The 18,178-nt window shown below is 67.3% G+C and carries 20 protein-coding genes; 11 read left to right on the top strand and 9 right to left on the bottom strand.

The genetic code is table 11. The features are described from left to right. Positions 1–15: 15 nt before the first annotated feature. The 3 genes from ACFWUU_RS06285 to ACFWUU_RS06275 all read right to left on the bottom strand — a co-directional run bounded on the left by ACFWUU_RS06285 (position 16) and on the right by ACFWUU_RS06275 (position 2,150). Positions 16–987, bottom strand: coding sequence for an aldo/keto reductase (locus ACFWUU_RS06285; RefSeq protein WP_380173208.1), 972 nt, complete (start codon positions 985–987; stop codon positions 16–18). Between the two features lie 87 nt (positions 988–1,074). Continuing rightward, entirely contained in the window at positions 1,075–1,584 is a 510-nt protein-coding gene (locus ACFWUU_RS06280) for an SRPBCC family protein (RefSeq protein ID WP_380173206.1), read from the bottom strand. Continuing rightward, positions 1,581–2,150: a TetR/AcrR family transcriptional regulator gene (locus ACFWUU_RS06275; protein ID WP_130445062.1), complete on the bottom strand. Its 570-nt coding sequence runs from the start codon at positions 2,148–2,150 to the stop codon at positions 1,581–1,583. Before ACFWUU_RS06275 ends, ACFWUU_RS06280 begins: the two co-directional genes overlap by 4 nt. A 128-nt stretch (positions 2,151–2,278) precedes the next feature. Here ACFWUU_RS06275 and ACFWUU_RS06270 point away from each other — a divergent pair, with 128 nt between their 5' ends. Genes ACFWUU_RS06270 through ACFWUU_RS06260 form a run of 3 tightly spaced genes read left to right on the top strand, consistent with a single transcriptional unit; the run spans position 2,279 to position 5,206 of the window. Continuing rightward, a complete protein-coding gene (locus ACFWUU_RS06270; RefSeq protein ID WP_380173204.1) occupies positions 2,279–3,499 on the top strand; it encodes an MFS transporter in 1,221 nt (406 codons plus the stop codon). Positions 3,500–3,518: 19 nt separating this feature from the next. After that, positions 3,519–3,986, top strand: a complete 468-nt coding sequence (locus tag ACFWUU_RS06265) for a MarR family winged helix-turn-helix transcriptional regulator (protein ID WP_380173202.1) — start codon at positions 3,519–3,521, stop codon at positions 3,984–3,986. Beyond that, positions 3,983–5,206, top strand: a complete 1,224-nt coding sequence (locus ACFWUU_RS06260) for an MFS transporter (RefSeq protein ID WP_380173200.1) — start codon at positions 3,983–3,985, stop codon at positions 5,204–5,206. The genes ACFWUU_RS06265 and ACFWUU_RS06260 overlap by 4 nt, the downstream gene beginning before the upstream one ends. Here the strand turns inward: ACFWUU_RS06260 and ACFWUU_RS06255 are convergent. Both ACFWUU_RS06255 and ACFWUU_RS06250 read right to left on the bottom strand, forming a co-directional pair. Beyond that, positions 5,190–6,125, bottom strand: coding sequence for a formylglycine-generating enzyme family protein (locus tag ACFWUU_RS06255; RefSeq protein ID WP_380173198.1), 936 nt, complete (start codon positions 6,123–6,125; stop codon positions 5,190–5,192). The genes ACFWUU_RS06260 and ACFWUU_RS06255 overlap by 17 nt on opposite strands. An 18-nt stretch (positions 6,126–6,143) precedes the next feature. Next, positions 6,144–6,533 (bottom strand): hypothetical protein, encoded by a 390-nt coding sequence (locus tag ACFWUU_RS06250; protein ID WP_380173196.1) that lies wholly within the window; start codon positions 6,531–6,533, stop codon positions 6,144–6,146. Positions 6,534–6,602: 69 nt separating this feature from the next. Here ACFWUU_RS06250 and ACFWUU_RS06245 point away from each other — a divergent pair, with 69 nt between their 5' ends. After that, the gene (locus ACFWUU_RS06245) at positions 6,603–7,022 is read left to right on the top strand and encodes a MarR family winged helix-turn-helix transcriptional regulator (protein ID WP_380173194.1); all 420 of its coding nucleotides are present in this window, start codon (positions 6,603–6,605) and stop codon (positions 7,020–7,022) included. Here ACFWUU_RS06245 and ACFWUU_RS06240 read toward each other — a convergent pair. Beyond that, positions 7,015–7,884, bottom strand: coding sequence for an LLM class flavin-dependent oxidoreductase (locus tag ACFWUU_RS06240; RefSeq protein ID WP_380174276.1), 870 nt, complete (start codon positions 7,882–7,884; stop codon positions 7,015–7,017). The two genes, ACFWUU_RS06245 and ACFWUU_RS06240, sit on opposite strands and share 8 nt — an antisense overlap. A 2-nt stretch (positions 7,885–7,886) precedes the next feature. After that, positions 7,887–8,318, bottom strand: a complete 432-nt coding sequence (locus ACFWUU_RS06235; protein ID WP_137253353.1) for a GNAT family N-acetyltransferase — start codon at positions 8,316–8,318, stop codon at positions 7,887–7,889. A gap of 62 nt (positions 8,319–8,380) precedes the next feature. Here ACFWUU_RS06235 and ACFWUU_RS06230 point away from each other — a divergent pair, with 62 nt between their 5' ends. Then, entirely contained in the window at positions 8,381–9,016 is a 636-nt protein-coding gene (locus tag ACFWUU_RS06230) for a hypothetical protein (RefSeq protein ID WP_380173192.1), read from the top strand. Between the two features lie 56 nt (positions 9,017–9,072). Further along, the gene (locus ACFWUU_RS06225; protein WP_380173190.1) at positions 9,073–10,962 is read left to right on the top strand and encodes a glycoside hydrolase family 127 protein; all 1,890 of its coding nucleotides are present in this window, start codon (positions 9,073–9,075) and stop codon (positions 10,960–10,962) included. On the opposite strand, the gene ACFWUU_RS06220 is transcribed toward ACFWUU_RS06225, so the two are convergent. Then, positions 10,920–11,933: a LacI family DNA-binding transcriptional regulator gene (locus tag ACFWUU_RS06220; RefSeq protein ID WP_380173187.1), complete on the bottom strand. Its 1,014-nt coding sequence runs from the start codon at positions 11,931–11,933 to the stop codon at positions 10,920–10,922. The two genes, ACFWUU_RS06225 and ACFWUU_RS06220, sit on opposite strands and share 43 nt — an antisense overlap. 165 nt (positions 11,934–12,098) lie before the next feature. On the opposite strand from ACFWUU_RS06220, the gene ACFWUU_RS06215 reads away from it, so the two are divergent. The 5 genes from ACFWUU_RS06215 to ACFWUU_RS06195 all read left to right on the top strand — a co-directional run bounded on the left by ACFWUU_RS06215 (position 12,099) and on the right by ACFWUU_RS06195 (position 17,068). Continuing rightward, positions 12,099–13,481 (top strand): extracellular solute-binding protein, encoded by a 1,383-nt coding sequence (locus ACFWUU_RS06215; RefSeq protein ID WP_380173184.1) that lies wholly within the window; start codon positions 12,099–12,101, stop codon positions 13,479–13,481. After that, positions 13,481–14,359 carry a carbohydrate ABC transporter permease gene (locus ACFWUU_RS06210; RefSeq protein WP_380173183.1) on the top strand — a complete coding sequence of 293 codons (879 nt, stop codon included), beginning with the start codon at positions 13,481–13,483 and terminating at the stop codon, positions 14,357–14,359. Before ACFWUU_RS06215 ends, ACFWUU_RS06210 begins: the two co-directional genes overlap by 1 nt. Beyond that, positions 14,356–15,201, top strand: a complete 846-nt coding sequence (locus ACFWUU_RS06205; RefSeq protein ID WP_233714583.1) for a carbohydrate ABC transporter permease — start codon at positions 14,356–14,358, stop codon at positions 15,199–15,201. The genes ACFWUU_RS06210 and ACFWUU_RS06205 overlap by 4 nt, the downstream gene beginning before the upstream one ends. A 763-nt stretch (positions 15,202–15,964) precedes the next feature. After that, positions 15,965–16,546, top strand: a complete 582-nt coding sequence (locus ACFWUU_RS06200) for a dihydrofolate reductase family protein (RefSeq protein WP_380173181.1) — start codon at positions 15,965–15,967, stop codon at positions 16,544–16,546. 72 nt (positions 16,547–16,618) lie between these two features. Then, positions 16,619–17,068 carry a hypothetical protein gene (locus ACFWUU_RS06195; RefSeq protein ID WP_380173179.1) on the top strand — a complete coding sequence of 150 codons (450 nt, stop codon included), beginning with the start codon at positions 16,619–16,621 and terminating at the stop codon, positions 17,066–17,068. A 385-nt stretch (positions 17,069–17,453) separates the two neighbouring features. Here the strand turns inward: ACFWUU_RS06195 and ACFWUU_RS06190 are convergent, their stop codons facing one another. Further along, positions 17,454–18,164 (bottom strand): 2OG-Fe(II) oxygenase, encoded by a 711-nt coding sequence (locus ACFWUU_RS06190; protein WP_380173177.1) that lies wholly within the window; start codon positions 18,162–18,164, stop codon positions 17,454–17,456. Positions 18,165–18,178: the final 14 nt, after the last annotated feature.

The raw sequence follows: 18,178 nt of genomic DNA, 5'->3' as shown, positions 1-18,178 counted from the left end.
CGGGGGTGGGGGTGACTAGTCCGCGATCAGGGCTGCGATCTCGGTCAGCTGCTCGGCTTTCAGCGGTCCGTAGGCCATCGCGCCGGCGTTCTCCTCGGCCTGCGCCACGGTCCGGAAGCCCGGGATCGGCACGGTCTTCTCGCTCCGCGCCCACAGCCACGCGAGCGCTCCCTGCGCCAGCGTCCGGCCGTCACTCTGCAGGAGCTCGCGGATCGCGGAGACCTTCGCCCACCACTCGGGAGCAGGTACGCCGCCTTCCGCGAAGTACCGCAGCCAGGACGGCGGCAGCGTACGGATGTCCGCGCCGGTCGCCGGACTGCTCGCGTCCCGACGGCCGAGGATCCCCATCCCGAGCGGGGTCCGGTTGATGCTCGCCAGGTCCTCGCGCTCGCACAGCGCGAAGAACTCCGGCGCGTCGTGCAGAACGCTCGCCTCGTGCTGTACGGCGGCGCAGTGCTTGCCCTGGGCAAACAACTCCGCACTGTGCAGCGTGTCGGTGCTCCACGCGTAGCTGCGGATCAGCCCTTCGCGCACAAGCTCCTCGCACGCCTCGCGCAGCGGCAACGCGATCTCGTCGGTGGTGTCGAAATGCAGCTGGTAGAGATCCAGGTAGTCGGTGCCGAGCCGGTCGAGCGAGGCTCGGACGGCCTTGTGTACATATTCAGGCGTCGAGTCCTGGTGGTGCATGATCTTGGTCGACTCGTCGAACGTGTTGCCCCACTTGGTGGCGATCACCACCTGGTCGCGCATCCCGGCGAGGGCCTTCCCGAGTACGCGCTCGCTGTGGCCCGCGCCGTACACGTCAGCGGTGTCGAAGAATGTCACGCCGAGCTCGACTGCCCGCCGGATCGCCCGCACCGACTCGTCGTCGTCGACCTCGCCCCAGCCCAGCGGTTCGCCGGCCGGGTTACTGAACGGACCGCCGATCGCCCAGCACCCGAAACCAACCGGGCTGACCTCGATCCCTGCTCGTCCTAATCCGCGCATGTCCATAGCGTCGACTCAACCAGTCGGGCCATTCATCCGTCCAATGAATCTTCTGCCACTAGTTGATGCGTGCGCTGCATGAAGGCACTACTGGGCACTGGCTCGCGCGGCGAGCTCACGGTTCATGGCCTCGAACTGGGGCTTGATCGTGTTCTTCAGCATCGACTGCGTGAACGGGATTGCCGCGCCGGTGAACTTCTCCTCCTGGACCAGGTGCGTGCGGCCGCCCGGGAGCGCGGTCAGGCGGTACGAATGCTCGCCGGTGAACAGCGCACCCGGCGGCACCTTGCCCACCCAACGGAGCTCCTCGTTGGGGACGACAGCCAGCAGCGTCGGAGTGAACTTCGTTTCGCTGCCCTTGGTGTCACGGAGGACGTTGGTGATCTTGTCCCCGACCTTCAGGTCGCCGGTCGAGGAGATGATGAACGGATTCCACTCCGGGTAGGCCCGGCGATCCGTGAGTACCTTCCAGACCTGCTCGGGTGACGCGTCGATGTCGAGCTCGGTGTGCAGGGTGAATGGCCGGACGACGGTGTAGACGGTGTAGCCGGCCAGCAGGACGAGAACGCTGCCGAGGGCAACGAGGAACTTCTTCATGACTTGTTCTCCGGTCCGAGAGTGCTGTGCACCAGCGCCCTCACGTAGGCGGGATCGATCGGCTCGCCCGTGATGAGGAGCCGGTAGTACAGCGGTCCGACGAGCTGGTCGACGACGACGCCGGGATCGGCGTGCGCGAGCAGGAGCCCTTCGGACTGGGCTTGGGCGATGACTGCGGTGACGGCCGCGTGGCGCTCGGCCCAGAGGGCGCGGACACTGTCGCCGACGCGCGGTTCGCGGGCGGCTGCGGCGGTGAGGTCGGCGACCAGTGTGGTCGGGATGACCTCGAGGGTGGCGGCGATACCGGTGACGAGCTCGGTCAGGTCGCGCCGCGCGTCCCCGCTCGGCTCGAACGGTACGGCGCTGCGCAGGCCGGCGATCATCGCGACCACCAGCTCGGCCTTGCTCGGCCAGCGCCGGTAGATCGTGGTCTTCGCGACCCCGGCCCGCTCGGCGACGCGGTCGACCGACATGCCGTCGTACCCGCGGGCACGCATCTCGGTCATCGCGGCCTCGAGTACCCGCCCCTCGACGCCGGCGTCGCGCGGTCGCCCTCGTCCAACCATCGCCATCCTCTTTTCGCTACTGCGGTGTCGAAAAGAACGATAGCTCGGCTCAGACGATTTACGCAACTGGCGTAGTCTAAAAGAATCACTGCCAGAGATTGTCAGGGTTTGCTGACACCGTTGGGCAGGTGACTTCGAGAACCCGCCTGCTGCTGCCCGCAGCGTTCATCACGTCCCTCGGCAACAACATCCAGCTCCTCGGCGCCGCGCTGCTGCTCGTCCGCGCGCACGGCTCGATGCTCGACGTCGGCTGGCTGTTCATCGCCGTCGCAGTACCGCAGGCAGTCCTCTCGCCGTACTTCGGCCGCCTGGCCGACCGCTTCGATCGCCGCCGGTTGTGGGTTCTGTGCGACGTGATCAGCGCGCTAACCGCCCTGGCCCTCCCCGTCGGCCTGGCCCTCGGTGTCGCCCAACAGCCCCTCGTCTACGCCACCAACTTCGCGCTGGCGATCATCGCCGCCCAGTTCACCCCTGCCAGCGCCGCCCTGATCCGCGAACGCGTCCCCACCGAGAACCTCCGCTCCTTCAACGCCCATTACGAGATAGCCCTTCAATCCGGCATGCTCTTGTCCGCGTCGGTCGGCGGCATAGCCCTCCAGTACTTCGGCCCCCAACCCCTCTTCACCTTCAATGCGCTGACCTTCGCGTTGTCCGCCGCTCTGGTGCTCGCGGTCGGGGAGAGGCGGCGCCCCCGCGGACACGTCGAGGAGGTGTTGCCGCAGGCAACCAAGCGCCTCCCGCAGGCGGCGTCCGCGGCGGCCGTTCTGGATCGGATCCCGCTTGTTCCGCTCGCGGTGCTGTTCGGGCAAGGGCTTGTGGTGGTGACCGTCTTCAACGCCTTGTTGCCGGTGTTGCTGATCGGGGAGTGGCAGCGAGGGCCTGCGGTGCTTGGGGTGGTTGATGCTGTGGGTGGGGCCGGGTTCTTGCTTGCTGCGGCTGTTTATCGGCGGTCCGCGGGGTGGTTGGGGGATTTGAGGCTGGCGACCGGTGGGTTCATGGTCTGTAGCGGGTTGCTGGTGCTTCAGCCGTTGTTCGGCGTGCCCGCGCTGATGGGTCTCGTGCTGCTGGGAGCCTTCCTCTTCGGTCAGGCCCGCATTGCCACTCGTTCATTGCTGATGACCTCGGTCGACGAGTCGCGCGTCGGCCACGCCTTCGGGATCGCCAACGGATACGGCCTGGCGGCAACGGTCGTCGTCATGCTGATCGCGTCGATCGTCACCGGCCACTCCGACACCCGCTACGGCTTCGCAGTCCTCGCCCTCATCAGCATCCTCTCCGCCGCCTTCGCCACCACCTGGATATCCAAAGCATCAAAAGAGCCGCGACCAGAAGTGACAGCACTTATATAAGTGCTGTTAGGATCGCCGCATGGACGATCCCACCGAGCAGAGTCAGTGGCGGCCGCTGCACGAGTTGCTGGACCGGTTGCACGCCGAGATCGGACGGATCTACACCGATCGCGAGATCAAGGGGCTCAAGCCGAGCTACGTGCGCGAGCTGATCCAGCTCCACCTCAAGGGCCCGATGACGATTACCGAGCTCGCCGACACGGTCGGCCGGACCCATTCCGCGCTCAGCCAGAAGGTCTCCGCGATGCGCACCGCCGGCCTGGTCCGCACGGTGCCCGGCGCCGATGCGCGCAGCAAGAAGGTCACGCTGACGGCCAAGTCGAAGAAGCTCGTCGAGCTCCTGACGGCCGAGTGGCAGGCGACCGAGGCGGCCATCGCCGAGCTCGAGGCCGAGCTGCCGTATCCGATGACCCAAGTGGTTCGCGACATCGAGCGAGCCCTGGCCCGCAAGAGCTTCCACGACCGCATCACCGAGAAGCTGAAGTGAAGAACGCGCTCATCGACCTCGGCCCGTTGCGGGTCACGGCGTACCGGCGTCTGTGGATCGGGCAGGTGCTGTCCGGATTCGGCGGGCAGCTGACGTTCGTCGCGGTGATGTTCCAGGTCTGGGACCAGACGTCGAGCCCGGCCTGGACCGGCGCCGTCGGGCTGGCCCAGGCGCTGCCGCTGATCGTGCTCGGTCTGTTCGCGGGCTCTCTCGTCGACCGGCTCGAACGTCGACGGATCTACCTGATCACGACCTGCGGGCAGTTGCTCACAGCAACCGTCATGGCGAGCCAGTTGGTGCTCGGGCGCGTACCCGTCGGCGTGCTCCTCGCGCTGATCGCCGTACAGGCAGCGTTCGGCGCGACCGCCGGCCCGGTCGCGCGGACGGTCCTGCCGCAGCTTCTGTCCCGCGACCAGCTGGCGGCCGGGATCGCGCTCAACCGGATCGGGTTCCAAGGCGCGATGCTGCTCGGACCGGCGCTCGGCGGCGTGATCATCGGAGCGTGGGGAGTCGGCGTCTGCTACCTGGTCGACGCGCTCAGTTTCCTCGCGGCGCTGTACGGCGTACTCGGTCTGCCTCGGATGCAGATCGAGGGGACAGCCAAGCCGGGGCTGCGTGGGGTGTGGGACGGATTGGCGTTCGTGGCGTCGACGCCGGTGATCCGCGGGGCGTTGATCACCGATCTGGCGGCGACCGTGTTGTCGATGCCGATCAGCCTGTTCCCGGTGATCAATGCGGAGCGATACGGCAACAATCCACGGACGCTCGGACTGTTCCTGACCGCGATCGCCGTCGGCGGAGTCGCCGCGTCCCTCTTCTCCGGTTCGTTCACGCGCCTGCCGCGTCATGGCGTCGTGATGCTGTGCGGTTCTGCGGCGTGGGGGATTGCCCTGCTGTTGTTCGCGTTCTCGCCGGCGCCTTGGTTGGCCTTGGCGTGGCTCGCGTTCGCCGGCGCCGCGGACACGGTCGCCGTCGTCTCGCGGAGCACGATCGTTCAGCTACACACGCCGTCCGAACTGCTCGGCCGGGTCAGCGCCGCCGAGCAGATCGTCGGTCAGGCCGGCCCCGACCTCGGCAACCTCCGCGGCGGCGTCGTCGCGCAGTTCACCTCACCCGTCGCATCCCTCGCCTCCGGTGCACTCCTGTGCGTCGCAGCGGTGGCCGCAGTCGCCGCGAGTACGCCGGGATTGCGGAAGCCCGCGGTCAGTCAGGACGCGTGAGGCTGACCGTACGGAAGCCGGCGTTCCCCATCGAGGACTCGGGCGTGTTCGACGAGCGGGCGGCGTTGCGGTAGCGGTTGCAGTACGAGTCATGGCACAGGTACGAGCCGCCGCGGATCACCCGCGCCGCGCCGAGCGACGGTCCGTGCGGGTTCTCGGTGGGAGAGAACTTGTAGTACCGCGGGCCGAACCAGTCCCCGCACCACTCCCAGATGTTCCCGACCATCTGCCACAGCCCGTACCCGTTCGGCTCGAAGGTGCGGACCGGGGCCGTCGTGAGGAATCCATCCTCCTCGGTATTCGCCCGCGGGAAGTCGCCCTGCCAGATGTTGCAGCGCCACTCGTCGTCGATCAGCTCGTCGCCCCACGGGTACCGCGCGCCGTCGAGCCCGCCGCGCGACGCGTACTCCCACTCGGCCTCGGTCGGCAACCGCCGTCCAGCCCACTTGCAGTACGCGACCGCGTCGTTCCAGCTCACATGGACGACGGGATGCTCGTCGAGCCCGTCCAGGTCGGAGCGCGAGCCGCCCGGGTGCCTCCAATCGGCCCCGCGAACGCCGGCCCACCACGGCGTACCGGATGCTGGCCCCATCAGCTCCTCCGGCTCGGCGGCGAGCGCGAGATGGAACACCGCGGAGTACCCGAAGATCTCCGCCTCGGTCCGGTATCCGGTCGCGTCGACGAACCGAGCGAAGTCCGCGTTCGTCACGCTGGTCGCATCGATGCTGTACGGCGAGAGCTCGACCGTGTGCACGGGCGTCTCGCCGTCGCCGACGTTCTCGTCACCGTTGGTGTTACCCATCGCGAACGAGCCGCCCTCGAGCACCACCTGCTCGATCCCGTGCTCACCGCGCCCCGCCGGTACCGGAGGAGGCGACGATGCCTCATCACGAGAAGGCGCGCAGCAGGAGTCGCTCATACCGACAAGCTTCTCAGCTCACGCCGAGATGAGCGCCCGAAGGTCCTGATGATTCAGGTAAACCACGATCTGCCACTCGCCGTCGACCCTCCGGAGCAGGTACGTCGACGCGAAGATCGTGCCCTCCGGGACGGTCGACGACTCGGTGCGCTCGAGCCGCCAGGTCGACCGCACCAGCGTGTGCTGCTCGTCGACAGGCGACTCGTCGAGCGAGTCCAGGGTCATCCCGCTGATCCCCAGTCCGGCGAAGAACTCCTTGCGTTTCGGCAGACTGGCCACTACTTGCTCGCGGGTCACCGGCGTCACCGACACCGGATCCAGCGTGAGCAGGGTCGGATGGAAGCCGGCCCCGTCGCTCGCAGTCGCGAACCGGTCGAAGAACTCGGCCACGTCATCGCGTACCTTCATCAAACCCCCTCGATCAGGTAGCAGTCTAGACAGTAGCTGTCGCGACAGCAATAGCGAAGGAGACCGGACATGCCGGGTCCGCGGCTCGAGCTGACCAGTTTGGTGACACAGGTGGCCCGCGGGGTCCGGACGGCGCTCGACCAGCGCTTCGCCGAGCTCGGGCTGACGTCGCAGCAGGCCGGCGTACTCCTGCACGTCTCGGGCGGTACGACGAGCCCGCGCAAACTCGCTGACCTGCTGGGCACCGATACCGCGGGCATGACCCGCCTGGTCGACCGCCTGGTCGAGAAGGACTACCTCGACCGCCAGCCCGGCTCGGCCGATCGTCGCGCGATCACGGTGGCCCTGACGCCGGCCGGGCGCAAGATCCTGCCCGCGATCAAGCCGATCTTCGACGACGTCGCCGACACCGTCACCGCCGGCATCCCGGCGGCGGCGCTCGCCGACGTACTGAAGGCCCTCGAGGCGATGCGGGCCGCGGTCAGCTGAGACTGGGCGGGCCCTGCTCGATCCGGCGCATGACCGGCTCGAGGCGGTAGAAGTCCTTACCGCGGATGAGTTGCCGCTCGTCCCACCAGGTCGCGCCGGCCTCGGCGAGCGGCTCGACCAGCGCACGGGACCGGTCCGCGTCGGCCGGGCTGATCCCGCCGACGATCACGTCGTACGGCGTACCCCGGTCCTCGCGCTGCTCGTTGATGAAGGCAACCAGTTCGCGCAGCTCGTCGACCGGCGGGGCCTCGCCGTGGTTGGCGCTCGTGAACAGCGGCACGGCGCCGTCCCAGCGCGCGGCGCGCCGCATCGGAGCCTTCTTCGGCCAGTAGCCCGCGATCCACACCGGCGGCCTCGGGCTCTGAACCGTTGCCGGCAGCAACTCCACGTCGTCGACCCGGTAGTGCTTGCCGGTGTGGTCGACCCGCTCGCCGGACCAGTACGCCGCCAGCACGTCCAGGCCCTCGTCGAGCCGCTCGGCCAGCACCTTCGCATCGGTCGTGTCGCCGAAGCTGCCGAACTCGTCCGTGATCGGCCCACCGAGCCCCGCGCCGAAGATTACCCGGCCGCCGCTCATCGAGTCCAGCGTGGCGACCTGCCGCGCGAGCTGCTCGGGCCGCCGCCGTGCGACCGGCGTGACGAGCGGACCGAGCTTGATCCGCGACGTCGCCAGCGCGGCCGCCGTCATCAGCATCCACGGATCGCCGAACGGCTGCCCGCGCCGCTGCTCTTTGCTGTGGACGACGTGGTCCCAGAAGAAGAGCCCGTCCCAGCCGGCTTCCTCGGCAGCCGCCGCCACCCGCGCGACCGTGTGTGCGTCGGCGAAGTCCCCGAAGTTCGGAATGTTGATCGAAAAGCGCATCGTCACTCGCCCAACCGTAGTTCGACAAAAGGAATCGTGTCGCCGGGCAGCAGGTACGTCTCCACTTCGACGAACCCGTGCGCCTTCGCGAACCGCACCCCGTCCTCGTTGCTCGCCAGGATGTGCGTCTCGAAGGTGTCGCCCAGTTGCTGTCCTCGTTGCAGACAGTGCTGATAGATCGCGTCACCGAATCCGCGCCGCCGGTACTCCGGGAGCACGCGGGCGATCACGGTCACAGCCGCGGTCTCGTCCGACGGCGGCCGTACGGTGGAGCAGCCGACCAGCACGTCCCCGTCGTACGCGACCTCGAGCACGTTCCGCGTCAGCCGCTCGCGGATGTCGTCGACCGACAACGGCGCCGTCGGGATGATCTCGTTGTGCACCCGCTGCCAGTCCAGCAGCGTGGCGTCGTCCTCCACCGGCACGATCCTCATCCCGCCAGCCAACAGGCCGTCCTATCAGCCGGTCAAACTGATTCCGGGGTAGCGTCCGTCCCGTGCGGATTCTCTTCGTCGGTAACAGCTTCACGTCACGGAACAACCTGCCCGGGCTGATCAAGGGACTCGCCGCGGCGCGAGGGATCAAGGTCGAGCACAAGCTGATCTCGGCCGGCGGGGCCTCGCTCCGGCAGCACCTCAACGCGGGCAAGGCGCTGGAGACCATCGCGAGCGGCGGGTTCGACACCGTCGTACTGCAGGAGCAGAGCACGCTGCCGATCAAGAGCCCGGCCCGCTTCCGCGACAGCGCCCGCGACTTCGACACCGCCATCACCGCCGCGGGTTCGCGCACGGCGCTCTACCTGACCTGGGCCCGCCGCAACGCCCCAGAAACCCAAAAGGCCCTCACCGACGCGTACGGCGGGGCCGCGGCCGAACTCGGCGCTGCGCTAATCCCGGTCGGCCTCGTCTGGGAACGCTTCCTCGCCACGCACGACGAGCCTGTCCTGCACGACCCGGACAACAGCCACCCAGCCCTGGCCGGCAGCTACCTGGCCGCCTGCGTCTTCCTGATCGCCCTCTTGCAAGAAGACCCGGTCGGCATCGACGTGCCGGTCAAAGGCCTCGACCCGGACACCGCTGCGCTCCTCCGCCAGGCTGCGTGGGACATCTGCACGGAGCTCGCGGCGGGATAGAGGAAAAGTTCGGAAACATGTTGCCTCAGGCGTGCCGTCCCGGTCAGGATGGTGCGGTGACGACGACTGATCAGGGACCGGCCGCGCCGGTTGCGGCCACCGCGCTGCGCCCGCTCGGCCTACGCGACGTACGACTCGACGGCAGCTTCCTCGGTGAACTGCAGGCGACCAACGGGACGGTCTCGATCCCGATGGGTGCCGAGCATCTCGAGGAGCAGTGGGACAACTTCCGCAATGTCGCCAAGGGGGTGACGGATGCGGAGTATCACGGCCCGAACTACGAGGACGGCGAGGCCTACAAGTGGCTCGAGGCGGTCGCCTGGGAGGCCGGCCGGAGCACGGATCCCCGGCTGATCGACTGGCTGGAGTCGCGGACCGCGCTGGTCGCGGCGGCACAGGACGAGGACGGGTACCTCGGCACGTTCGTGCAGTCGGGGCGGCGGGACGAACGGTACGGACAGCTCGATTTCGATCACGAGATCTTCAACATGGGTGCGATGATCCAGTCGGCGGTCGCGCAGTACCGGGCGACCGGGCGGACCGCGTTGCTCGACGTCGCGCGGCGGGCGGGCGATCATCTACATCGGACGTTCGGCACCGGGTCTGGACAGCGTGAGGGTTTCTGCGGCCATCCGGTGGCCGAGCTGGCGCTGGTCGAGCTGTACCGGACGACTGGCGAGCAGCGGTACCTCGACCAGGCGAAGTACTTCGTCGACGCGCACGGGCGCTCGGTCCTTGCCCCCGGCAACCCGGGACGCGCGGCGTACTTGTCCGACCGGATCCCGGTCCGCGAGACCATCGCGCCGGAGGGGCACGCCGTACGCGCGATCTACCTCGCCGCCGGTGCGACCGACGTCGCGATCGAGACCGGTGACACCGAACTGCTCGAGAAGCTCGAGACGCAATGGCAGAACATGGTGCGGACGAAGATGTACGTGAACGGCGGCCTCGGCAGCCGCTGGGACGGTGAGTCGTTCGGAAACCCGTACGAGCTTCCCAACGACGTCGCGTACGGCGAGACCTGCGCGGCAGTCGCCAGTCTGCAGTGGAGTTGGCGGTTGCTGCTGGCAACGGGTAGGGCGAAGTACGCCGATCTGTTCGAGTGGCAGCTGTACAACGCCGTCCTGCCGGGGGTTTCGCTCGATCGGTCGAAGTACTTCTATGTGAACGCGTTGCAGGTGCGCGCCGACTCCGACGACGCCGACAAGAGGGCTCCGGGCAACGGTCGTCAACCGTGGTTCGGGACGAGCTGTTGCCCGACGAACCTGATGCGCACCTTCGCGTCACTCCAGCACTACGTGGCCACAAGCAACGAGCGTGGCGTGCAGATCCATCAGTACGCCGCCGGCTCGATCACGGCGGGCGACCTGCAGTTGAGCGTCGCCACCGACTACCCGTTGTCCGGACGTGTGGTCATCACGGTCGATCAGCCTGTCGAGACGGCGATCAGCCTGCGGATCCCCGCCTGGTCGGCCGGCGCCGAGATCGCTGTCGGGGACGAGGTCCTCCCGGGCGTCGCGGGCACGTACGCAACGGTCCGCCGCGACTGGCGAGCCGGCGATCGCGTCGTTCTCAACCTGCCGATGGCGCCTCGGTTGGTGCACGGTCACCCACGGGTCGAAGGCATCCGCGGCTCGGTCGCCATCTGCCGCGGTCCGCTCCTGTACGCCGTCGAGCAGGCCGACCAGACCGCACCCGTCGACGACCTCGTCCTGACCAGCGCCACGCTCGACGAAGTGCCTGGCACCGACCGCATCACTGCCCGCGGGGCCACCTGGCAATCCTCGAGCGAGTTGTACGCCGACGTACCGGCTGGAGTGGGCAAGGCTGTTCGGATCACGGCCCTGCCCTACTACCAGTGGGCGAACCGCGACGTCGGGCCGATGAAGGTGTGGCTGCCGTATCAGCCGGCCGTCTCGTCGGTCGACGCCCGTACGACGAGCTGACACGGCACCTGCTCGAGGCCTGCATGCGGCCGTCCTTCGATTGCGTCGAGCAACCGTTGGGCGGCCACCCGGCCGACGTCGGCAAGCCGCAGATCCACGGAGGTCAGCGGCGGTCGTGCGCCCTCGGCGATCAGTTCCCAGTTGTCGGTGCCGGTGATCGCGACGTCTTCCGGGATGCGACGGCCGAGCTCTCGCAGGGCGTCAGCTCCGCCGCGGGCGAGTAGATCGCTGCCGTAGTGGATCGCGTCGATGTCCGGGTTCTCGCGGAACAGGATGTGCGTCGCCTGGCGTCCCCATGCTTCGGTCCAGCCGCCGTACATCGCCATGCCGGTCAGCTCGAGACCGGCCGCGGCGAGCGCCTCGCTGAGACCGGCGTGCCGGCTCCGTGCGGGGTCGAAACGCTCCGGCCCGGTGACGTGCGCGATCTTGGTCCGGCCGATCCGGAGCAGGTGCTCCGCGACCAGTCGCCCTGATGCGGTGTCGTCAACTACGACCGAGCAGTCGTTGTCGTCGGCCGACGGCGTCAACGCATAGACGACCGGTACGTCGCGTGTGTCCGCCAGGGGAGGCCTGCGGTTGAAGTTGCGTCCGGTCACGATGAATCCGTCGACGCGACGACCGAGCAGTACGTCGACGTAGTGCCGCTCGCGGATCGGATCGCCGCGGCTGTCGCACAGGAACACCGAGATCCGGCCGGCCCCGAGCGCATCCTCAGCGCCGAGCATCACCGGGACGCTGAACCGCTCGAAGCTGTCGGTGGTGATCATCCCGACCGTGTAGCTGCGCCGCTCGAACACGCTGCGGGCCAGTGCGTTCGGCCGGAAGTCGATCTCCTCCGCCGCCTGCCGGATCCGCTCCCGCGTCGCCTCGCTGATCTGGCCGGTGCCGTTGAGTGCCTTCGACACCGTCCCCGGTGACACCCCCGCCCGCGCCGCGACATCCCTGACCGTCGCCCGCTTCTCCTGGCTCAACCGACCTCCCAGATCCCTGTTTCCGGAAACAACCATACCTTCCGGGACGGCTGAATCGATCCTGTTACAACGTTGACCCTTGACCGATTTCTGCTCCGCTCCTATTGTCAGGAAACATGTTGCCGCCGTGTTTCGGTGGCCGTGTTCACTGCCCGAGGAGGGCTCATGTCAGCAACAACCTTCGGACGGCGCCGTGCGCTCCAGCTCGGCGGACTGGCCACACTCGCCGGGCTGGCCGGCTGCAGCGGCAAGTCGCTGGGGGACAGCGGCTCGGGCTCCGGCGGCGGGTCCAAGGAACTGCAGTTCATGTTCTGGGGCTCGACCGCGGAGCAGAAGGCCATCTCGAACATGCTCAAGGCGTTCGAGCAGGAGAAGTCCGGCGTCACGGTGAAGCCCGTCTTCACCCCGGCCGACTACGACACCAAGCTGAACGCTCTGGTCGCCAGCAACCGCCAGCCGGACCTCTGCTACATGCAGAGCCCGATGGGATATCGCCTTGCCGAGCAGGGCAAACTCGTCAACTTGTACCCCTACTTCGACAAGTACCCGGACCTCGCGAACCGTCTGCCCGGCACGTACTTCTGGTGGGACAAGGGCAAGACGTACGGCACGCAGAGCGCCAACGAGATCATGTCGCTCTGGTACAGCAAACCGGCGCTGTCGGAGGCCGGCGTGGAGACGCCGCCGGCCGAGGCGGACAAGGCGTGGAGCTGGGACACCTTCGTCCAGAACGCCTACAAACTCACGCTCGACCAGAACGGCAAGCACCCCGACGAGGACGGCTTCGACCCGAAGCGCATCCGCCAGTACGGCGTTTCCGCCGGGCTGGGGCCGACGGTGTATCAACCGCTCCTGCTCAGCCGCGGCATCAACTTCGCCGACGACACCGGCCGCAAGTCCATGCTGGACACCCCTGAGGCGATCGAGGTGTTCCAGAACCTCGCCGACCTGATGTACAAACACCGCGTCGCGCCGACACCGGCGCAACTCGGCAACAATGCGCCGAGCACGACGGTGCAGCTCAAAACGCGTCGCGTGGCGATGGTGATCGACGGGCAGTGGACGTTGCTGGATCTTGCCCAGGGCAAGCTCGAGTTCGGGATGGGCGTGCTGCCGAACTACAGCAAACCGATGACGATCACGCTCGGCGGTGCCACCGCGATCTTCTCCTCGACCAAGCACGAGCAGGAGGCGGTCGAGCTGTATCTGTTCCACGACAACCCGACGAAGGTCGACCTGTTCAGCACCGGTCTGTGGATGCCGTTGGAGAAGCGGTACTACACCGATCCGAAGGACATCGACGTCTGGACGAAGAACGACGCGCACCCGGCGGAGTACAAGACGGCCGGGGTCGACTACACGATGAACAACTCGGCGCCGTACTTCTACCAGAAGCTTCGCAACATCGAGGCGATCGACAAGGTGCTGACGCCGGCGATCCAGGTCATCCAGCAGGGCAAGACCCCGGCTGCCGACGTACTCAATCCGTTGGCGGCGAAGCTGAACGGCGGTCTCCTGCAGGGCACGTACCCCACCAACGGCAGCTGATGAGAGCAGAACGACGCTGGGGATGGTTGCTCGCGGCACCGGCGATCCTCGGCTTCCTGATCTTCACGATCGGCCCGATGATCGCGTCGCTGTTCTTCAGCCTGACCGACTGGCAGATCGGCGCCCCGGCGAAGTTCGTTGGTCTAGGCAACTATCGGCAGCTGGGGCACGATCCGCTGTTCTGGAAGTCGTTGAGTGTCACGACGTACTACACGCTCGGCGTCGTACCGCTCACCCTGGTGGTCGGGTTCGTGATCGCGATGCTGGTCAACCAGGGCATCCGCGGTCGCGGGTTCTGGCGGACGGTCTATTACCTGCCGACGCTGGTGCCGGCGGTCGCCAGTTCGGTGCTGTGGATCTGGATCTTCAACCCGGACTTCGGTCTGCTCAACAGCATGCTCCGGCAGGCCGGTTTGCCGACGTCGAGCTGGATCTACGGCGAGCAGAGCGCCGTACCGTCGCTGATCCTGATGAGCACGTGGGGATTCGGGAACGCGATGGTGATCTTCCTCGCCGGGCTGCAGGGCGTGCCGCGTCAGTTGTACGAGGCGGTCGCGATCGACGGCGGCGGGACGTGGGCGCGGTTCCGGCACGTGACGCTGCCGTTCATGACGCCGACGATCTTCTACAACCTGGTCACCGGCACGATCGGCACGTTCCAGGTCTTCAACCAGGCGTACATCATGACGCAGGGCGGGCCGAACAACGCGACCGAGTTCTACATCTACTACCTCTACACGAAGGCGTTCACCGACAGCGAGATCGGGTACGCGAGTGCACTGGCCTGGGTGTTGTTCGTGATCGTCCTGGTCATCACCGTGCTCCTGTTCCGCAACGCGCGCCGATGGGTGTACTACGAGATGGGAGCGGCCCGGTGACACGAGAAGGCTCGCTGGTTCGACGTACCGCGGTCTGGGTGTTGCTGGCCGCGGGCGGGCTGATCATGGTCACGCCGTTCGCCTGGCTCGTCCGCAGTGCGTTGATGGACGACAACCAGATCTTCGTGTCGCCGCCGCAATGGATCCCGCGGCCGTTCGCGTGGGCGAACTTCAGCGGGGCGTTGGGGTCGCAGCCGTTCGCGCGGTACTTCCTGAACACGATGATCATCGAGGTACTCGTCGTCACCGGGACCGTCCTCACCTGCGCGCTGGCGGCCTTCAGCTTCTCCAGGCTGCGCTGGCGCGGCCGGAACCTGATCTTCGGGTTGCTGTTGACGGGCGTGATGCTGCCGTACGCCGTGACGCTGATCCCGACGTTCGTGATGTGGGGCTCCGTCGGCGCGCTCGACACCTTCATCCCGCTGACGGTGCCGGCGTGGTTCGCCGGTGCGGGCGGCGGGGTGTTCAACATCTTCCTGTTCCGGCAGTTCTTCCTGACCATCCCGTACGAGCTCGACGAGGCTGCGTACATCGACGGCGCCACCCCCTGGAAGGTCTTCTGGGCCGTCATCATGCCGCTGTCGAAACCGGTCGTCGTGGTCGTGGTGATCTTCACCTTCATCGGCGTCTGGAACGACTTCCTCGGCCCGCTCCTCTACCTGACCTCCGACAGCCACTACACCCTCGCCCTCGGCCTCGCCGGCTTCCAATCCACCTACACCGCCCAATGGGGCTTCCTGATGGCCGCCTCCCTGGTAGTCATCCTCCCCATAATCCTCATCTTCTTCGTCCTCCAACGCTACTTCGTAGAAGGCGTAACCCTCACCGGCGTAAAAGGCTGAAGCGGACACCGACAAACAGACACCACCCGCGAAAGGACACCGCTTCGCGGCGGCTGTCTTGTTGGCCGCCTTCGGCGGCGTGCGCGATGTCATCTCGCCTGTCTGTGTCCGGCGCGCATCATGTGATCTGGTGACCGCGAGAGCGGACACCGCTTCGCGGCGGCTGCTCTCTTGGCCGCCTTCGGCGGCGTGTGATGTCTTCTCGCCCGCACGGATCTGGCGTCTGGCATGTGGCGCAGTGGCTGATCCACGGCGGTCACCGCTTCGCGGCGGCTGCTTTGTTGGCCGCCTTCGGCGGCGTGCAATGCGTCTCGGCTGCACGTGTCCGGCGCGTGGCACGTAGGTGGGCTGCGGGGCGGGTTGGGCTGCTGACTGTGTAGGTGTGGCGGATGAGGTGGGCGGTCGCCCGCTTCCCGGCGGCTGTTTCTGGCTGCCTGCGGCGGTAGCCGCGGAGAGATGCCTCGGCAGGACGACCTAGCGGACTGGGACTCGGGAGGCTGCAGCTAACGACAGGAGGTAGTCGGGTTTGGGGGCCGATCGGCGAGCGATTCACGCTGAGGGACGGCCCGCCGCGAGGGACACCTCCTGTCGTTAGCGGACATCCACACCGCCGAGGATCACAGAGAGTGGTACCGGCCTTTCGACGTGGGCTGCAGGGGTGGTTCTGGATTGGCTGGGTGATGTCGAATCAGGCGTGATGCGTTCGACGCTGGGGTGAATGGCCGCCCACTGGGCGCGGCCGAGGCATTCAAGGGAGACCAACATGACCGCGACCTATACCTTCGACGTCTTCTCCAGCCTTGACGGGTTCGCGTCGTACGACAACGCGGACTGGGGGCCGTACTGGGGCAAGCATGGGCCCGAGTTCCTCGAGCGGCGGATTGCGCAGTACGACGAGGAGCAGCGGATGGTGTTCGGAGCGGACACGTTCCGGCTGATGATGCAGATGATCGGCTCGAGCAAGATCGCGGCCGAGGAGCTCGACCCGGTGAACGGGCGAATGCGCCCCATGCCGACCACGGTCGTGTCGTCCACGCTCGAAGGCCCCTTCGACTGGCCTGACGCGACGGTTGTGACAGGCGACGCCGTCGAGCTGATCACCCGCCTCAAGGAGGAGTCCGACGTACCCCTGCGCTCTCACGGCAGCCTCTCCCTCAACCGCGCCCTGATGGCCGCCGGACTCGTCGACCGCGTGCAGATCACGATCTTCCCGGTCATCGCCGGCCAGACCGGCGTCGAGCCCGTCTTCCAGAACGCGGCCGACTTCGACCTCGAACTCCTGGAAACCCACACCTTCGACGGTCGCACCCAAGAACTCATTTACCACCCCACGCTGCACAGCTGAGCCGAGCTACATTGGAGCATGAGCAGGATGGCTCAAGGTACGGCTGGCGGTGACAATAAGTATCCACCGAAGGTGCCGATCGACGGCGCGGTGCCGATCGAGCTGATGCCGACGCCGCTGACCATCGCGGCCGACGCTCTGGGCGCCTGGATCGCGCAGCACCCGAACGCGGACGTCGGTGGTGTCGCGCTCCAGCGCGATGGCAACAGCATCAAGGTCTATTGGAAGGGCACACCGCCGCCGGAGTTGCAGACCCTCGCCGCCGCGCAGCCGATGCCCGTGATCTTCCACGCAACCACGTACTCAGCCGCGGAGCTCGACCCAATCGCGCGGCAACTGATGACCGATCACGGAGACACCGTCAGCTCAACCGGCCCGAGCCACGACTACTCCGGCATCAGTGTCACCCTCCGCTCCACGGCACCCGCAGCCGCCACCATGGCGAAGTTGAACGCCGAGTCGCCCGTGCCGGTCATCTTCTGGACGTTCGCCGATCCTGTCGACCTGACCACCAACACGTAGTTCGAGTACGCCGCCGAGGGCCAGCAGGCAGTCGTCGCGGAGCGGCGTCCGATCGGCTTGTCCAGCGGACCGAATGATGCTCGCCGGGTGCGTTCGGACGAGGGGGCGTTCGCGCCCGCCGGAGGCGGCCAAAAGGCAGCCGCCGCGGAGCGGCGTCCGGTCGTCGTGTCCGCCTCGCCAGGTGATGCTCGTCGGGTTCGGCTGGGTGAGGAGGCGATCGCGTACGCCGCCGGAGGCGGCCGATAGGACAGCCGCCGCGTAGCGGTGTCCGAATCCCCATGCTCACCAGGCCAGATGAGTTCGCCGGCTGCGGTCGGGTGAGGAGGCGATCGCGCACGCCGCCGGAGGCGGCCAATAAGGCAGCCTCCGCGCAGCGGTGTCCTTTTTACTTCGCGTCGTGGAAGACGAGGCCGAGGGTGTGGCGGTGGCCGGATTTGATGGGGGAGACGCCGTGGCGGACGGGGGAGGCGGACCAGCCTCGGGTTGATTTGACTGGACGGTCTCGGGTGGTGAAGAGGAGGCCGTGGCCTTGGGGGATGAGGGTTGCGGTGCCGCGGGACTGGGCTCGCGGGCGTTGTTCGACGAGGAGGAATTCGCCGCCGGTGTGGTCGACCCCGGGGTCGTTCAGGTTGATCACGACCTGCAACGGAAACACCTTGTCGCCGTACAGATCCCGATGCAGTGCGTTCCAGTCGCCGGCGCCGTACCGAAGCAGGATCGGCGTCGGGCGGGTCTGGCCGGCTGAGTGGCAGATGGCGAGCCATTCGTCGAGCGTGTCCGGCCACTCCGGTTCGCGGCCGAGTTTGGTATACCAATCGCGCGCAATCGGCAGCAGCCGCGGATACAGCGCCTGCCGCAACGCCTCTACCTCAGCAGGGAACGGCCGATCGAAATACCGGTACTGCCCCTCACCGAAACGGTGCCGCGCCATGTCGACGGTCGCGCGGAAGCGCGCCACATCGTCGTACAGCGTGGCGATCCGCTCAGCCTCACCAGGCGTCAGCAGTTCGGGGAGCAGCGCGCAGCCGAGGTCGTTCACCTCGGCTGTCACCGCGGCCCAGTCGGCGCTGGCCACTCGTCGCTCGTACTTGTTCATACCTATGGAACGCC

Source organism: Kribbella sp. NPDC058693 (assembly GCF_042715335.1).
In the GTDB taxonomy this organism is placed as follows: domain Bacteria; phylum Actinomycetota; class Actinomycetes; order Propionibacteriales; family Kribbellaceae; genus Kribbella; species Kribbella jiaozuonensis.
This window is presented reverse-complemented; position numbering and strand designations above follow the sequence as displayed.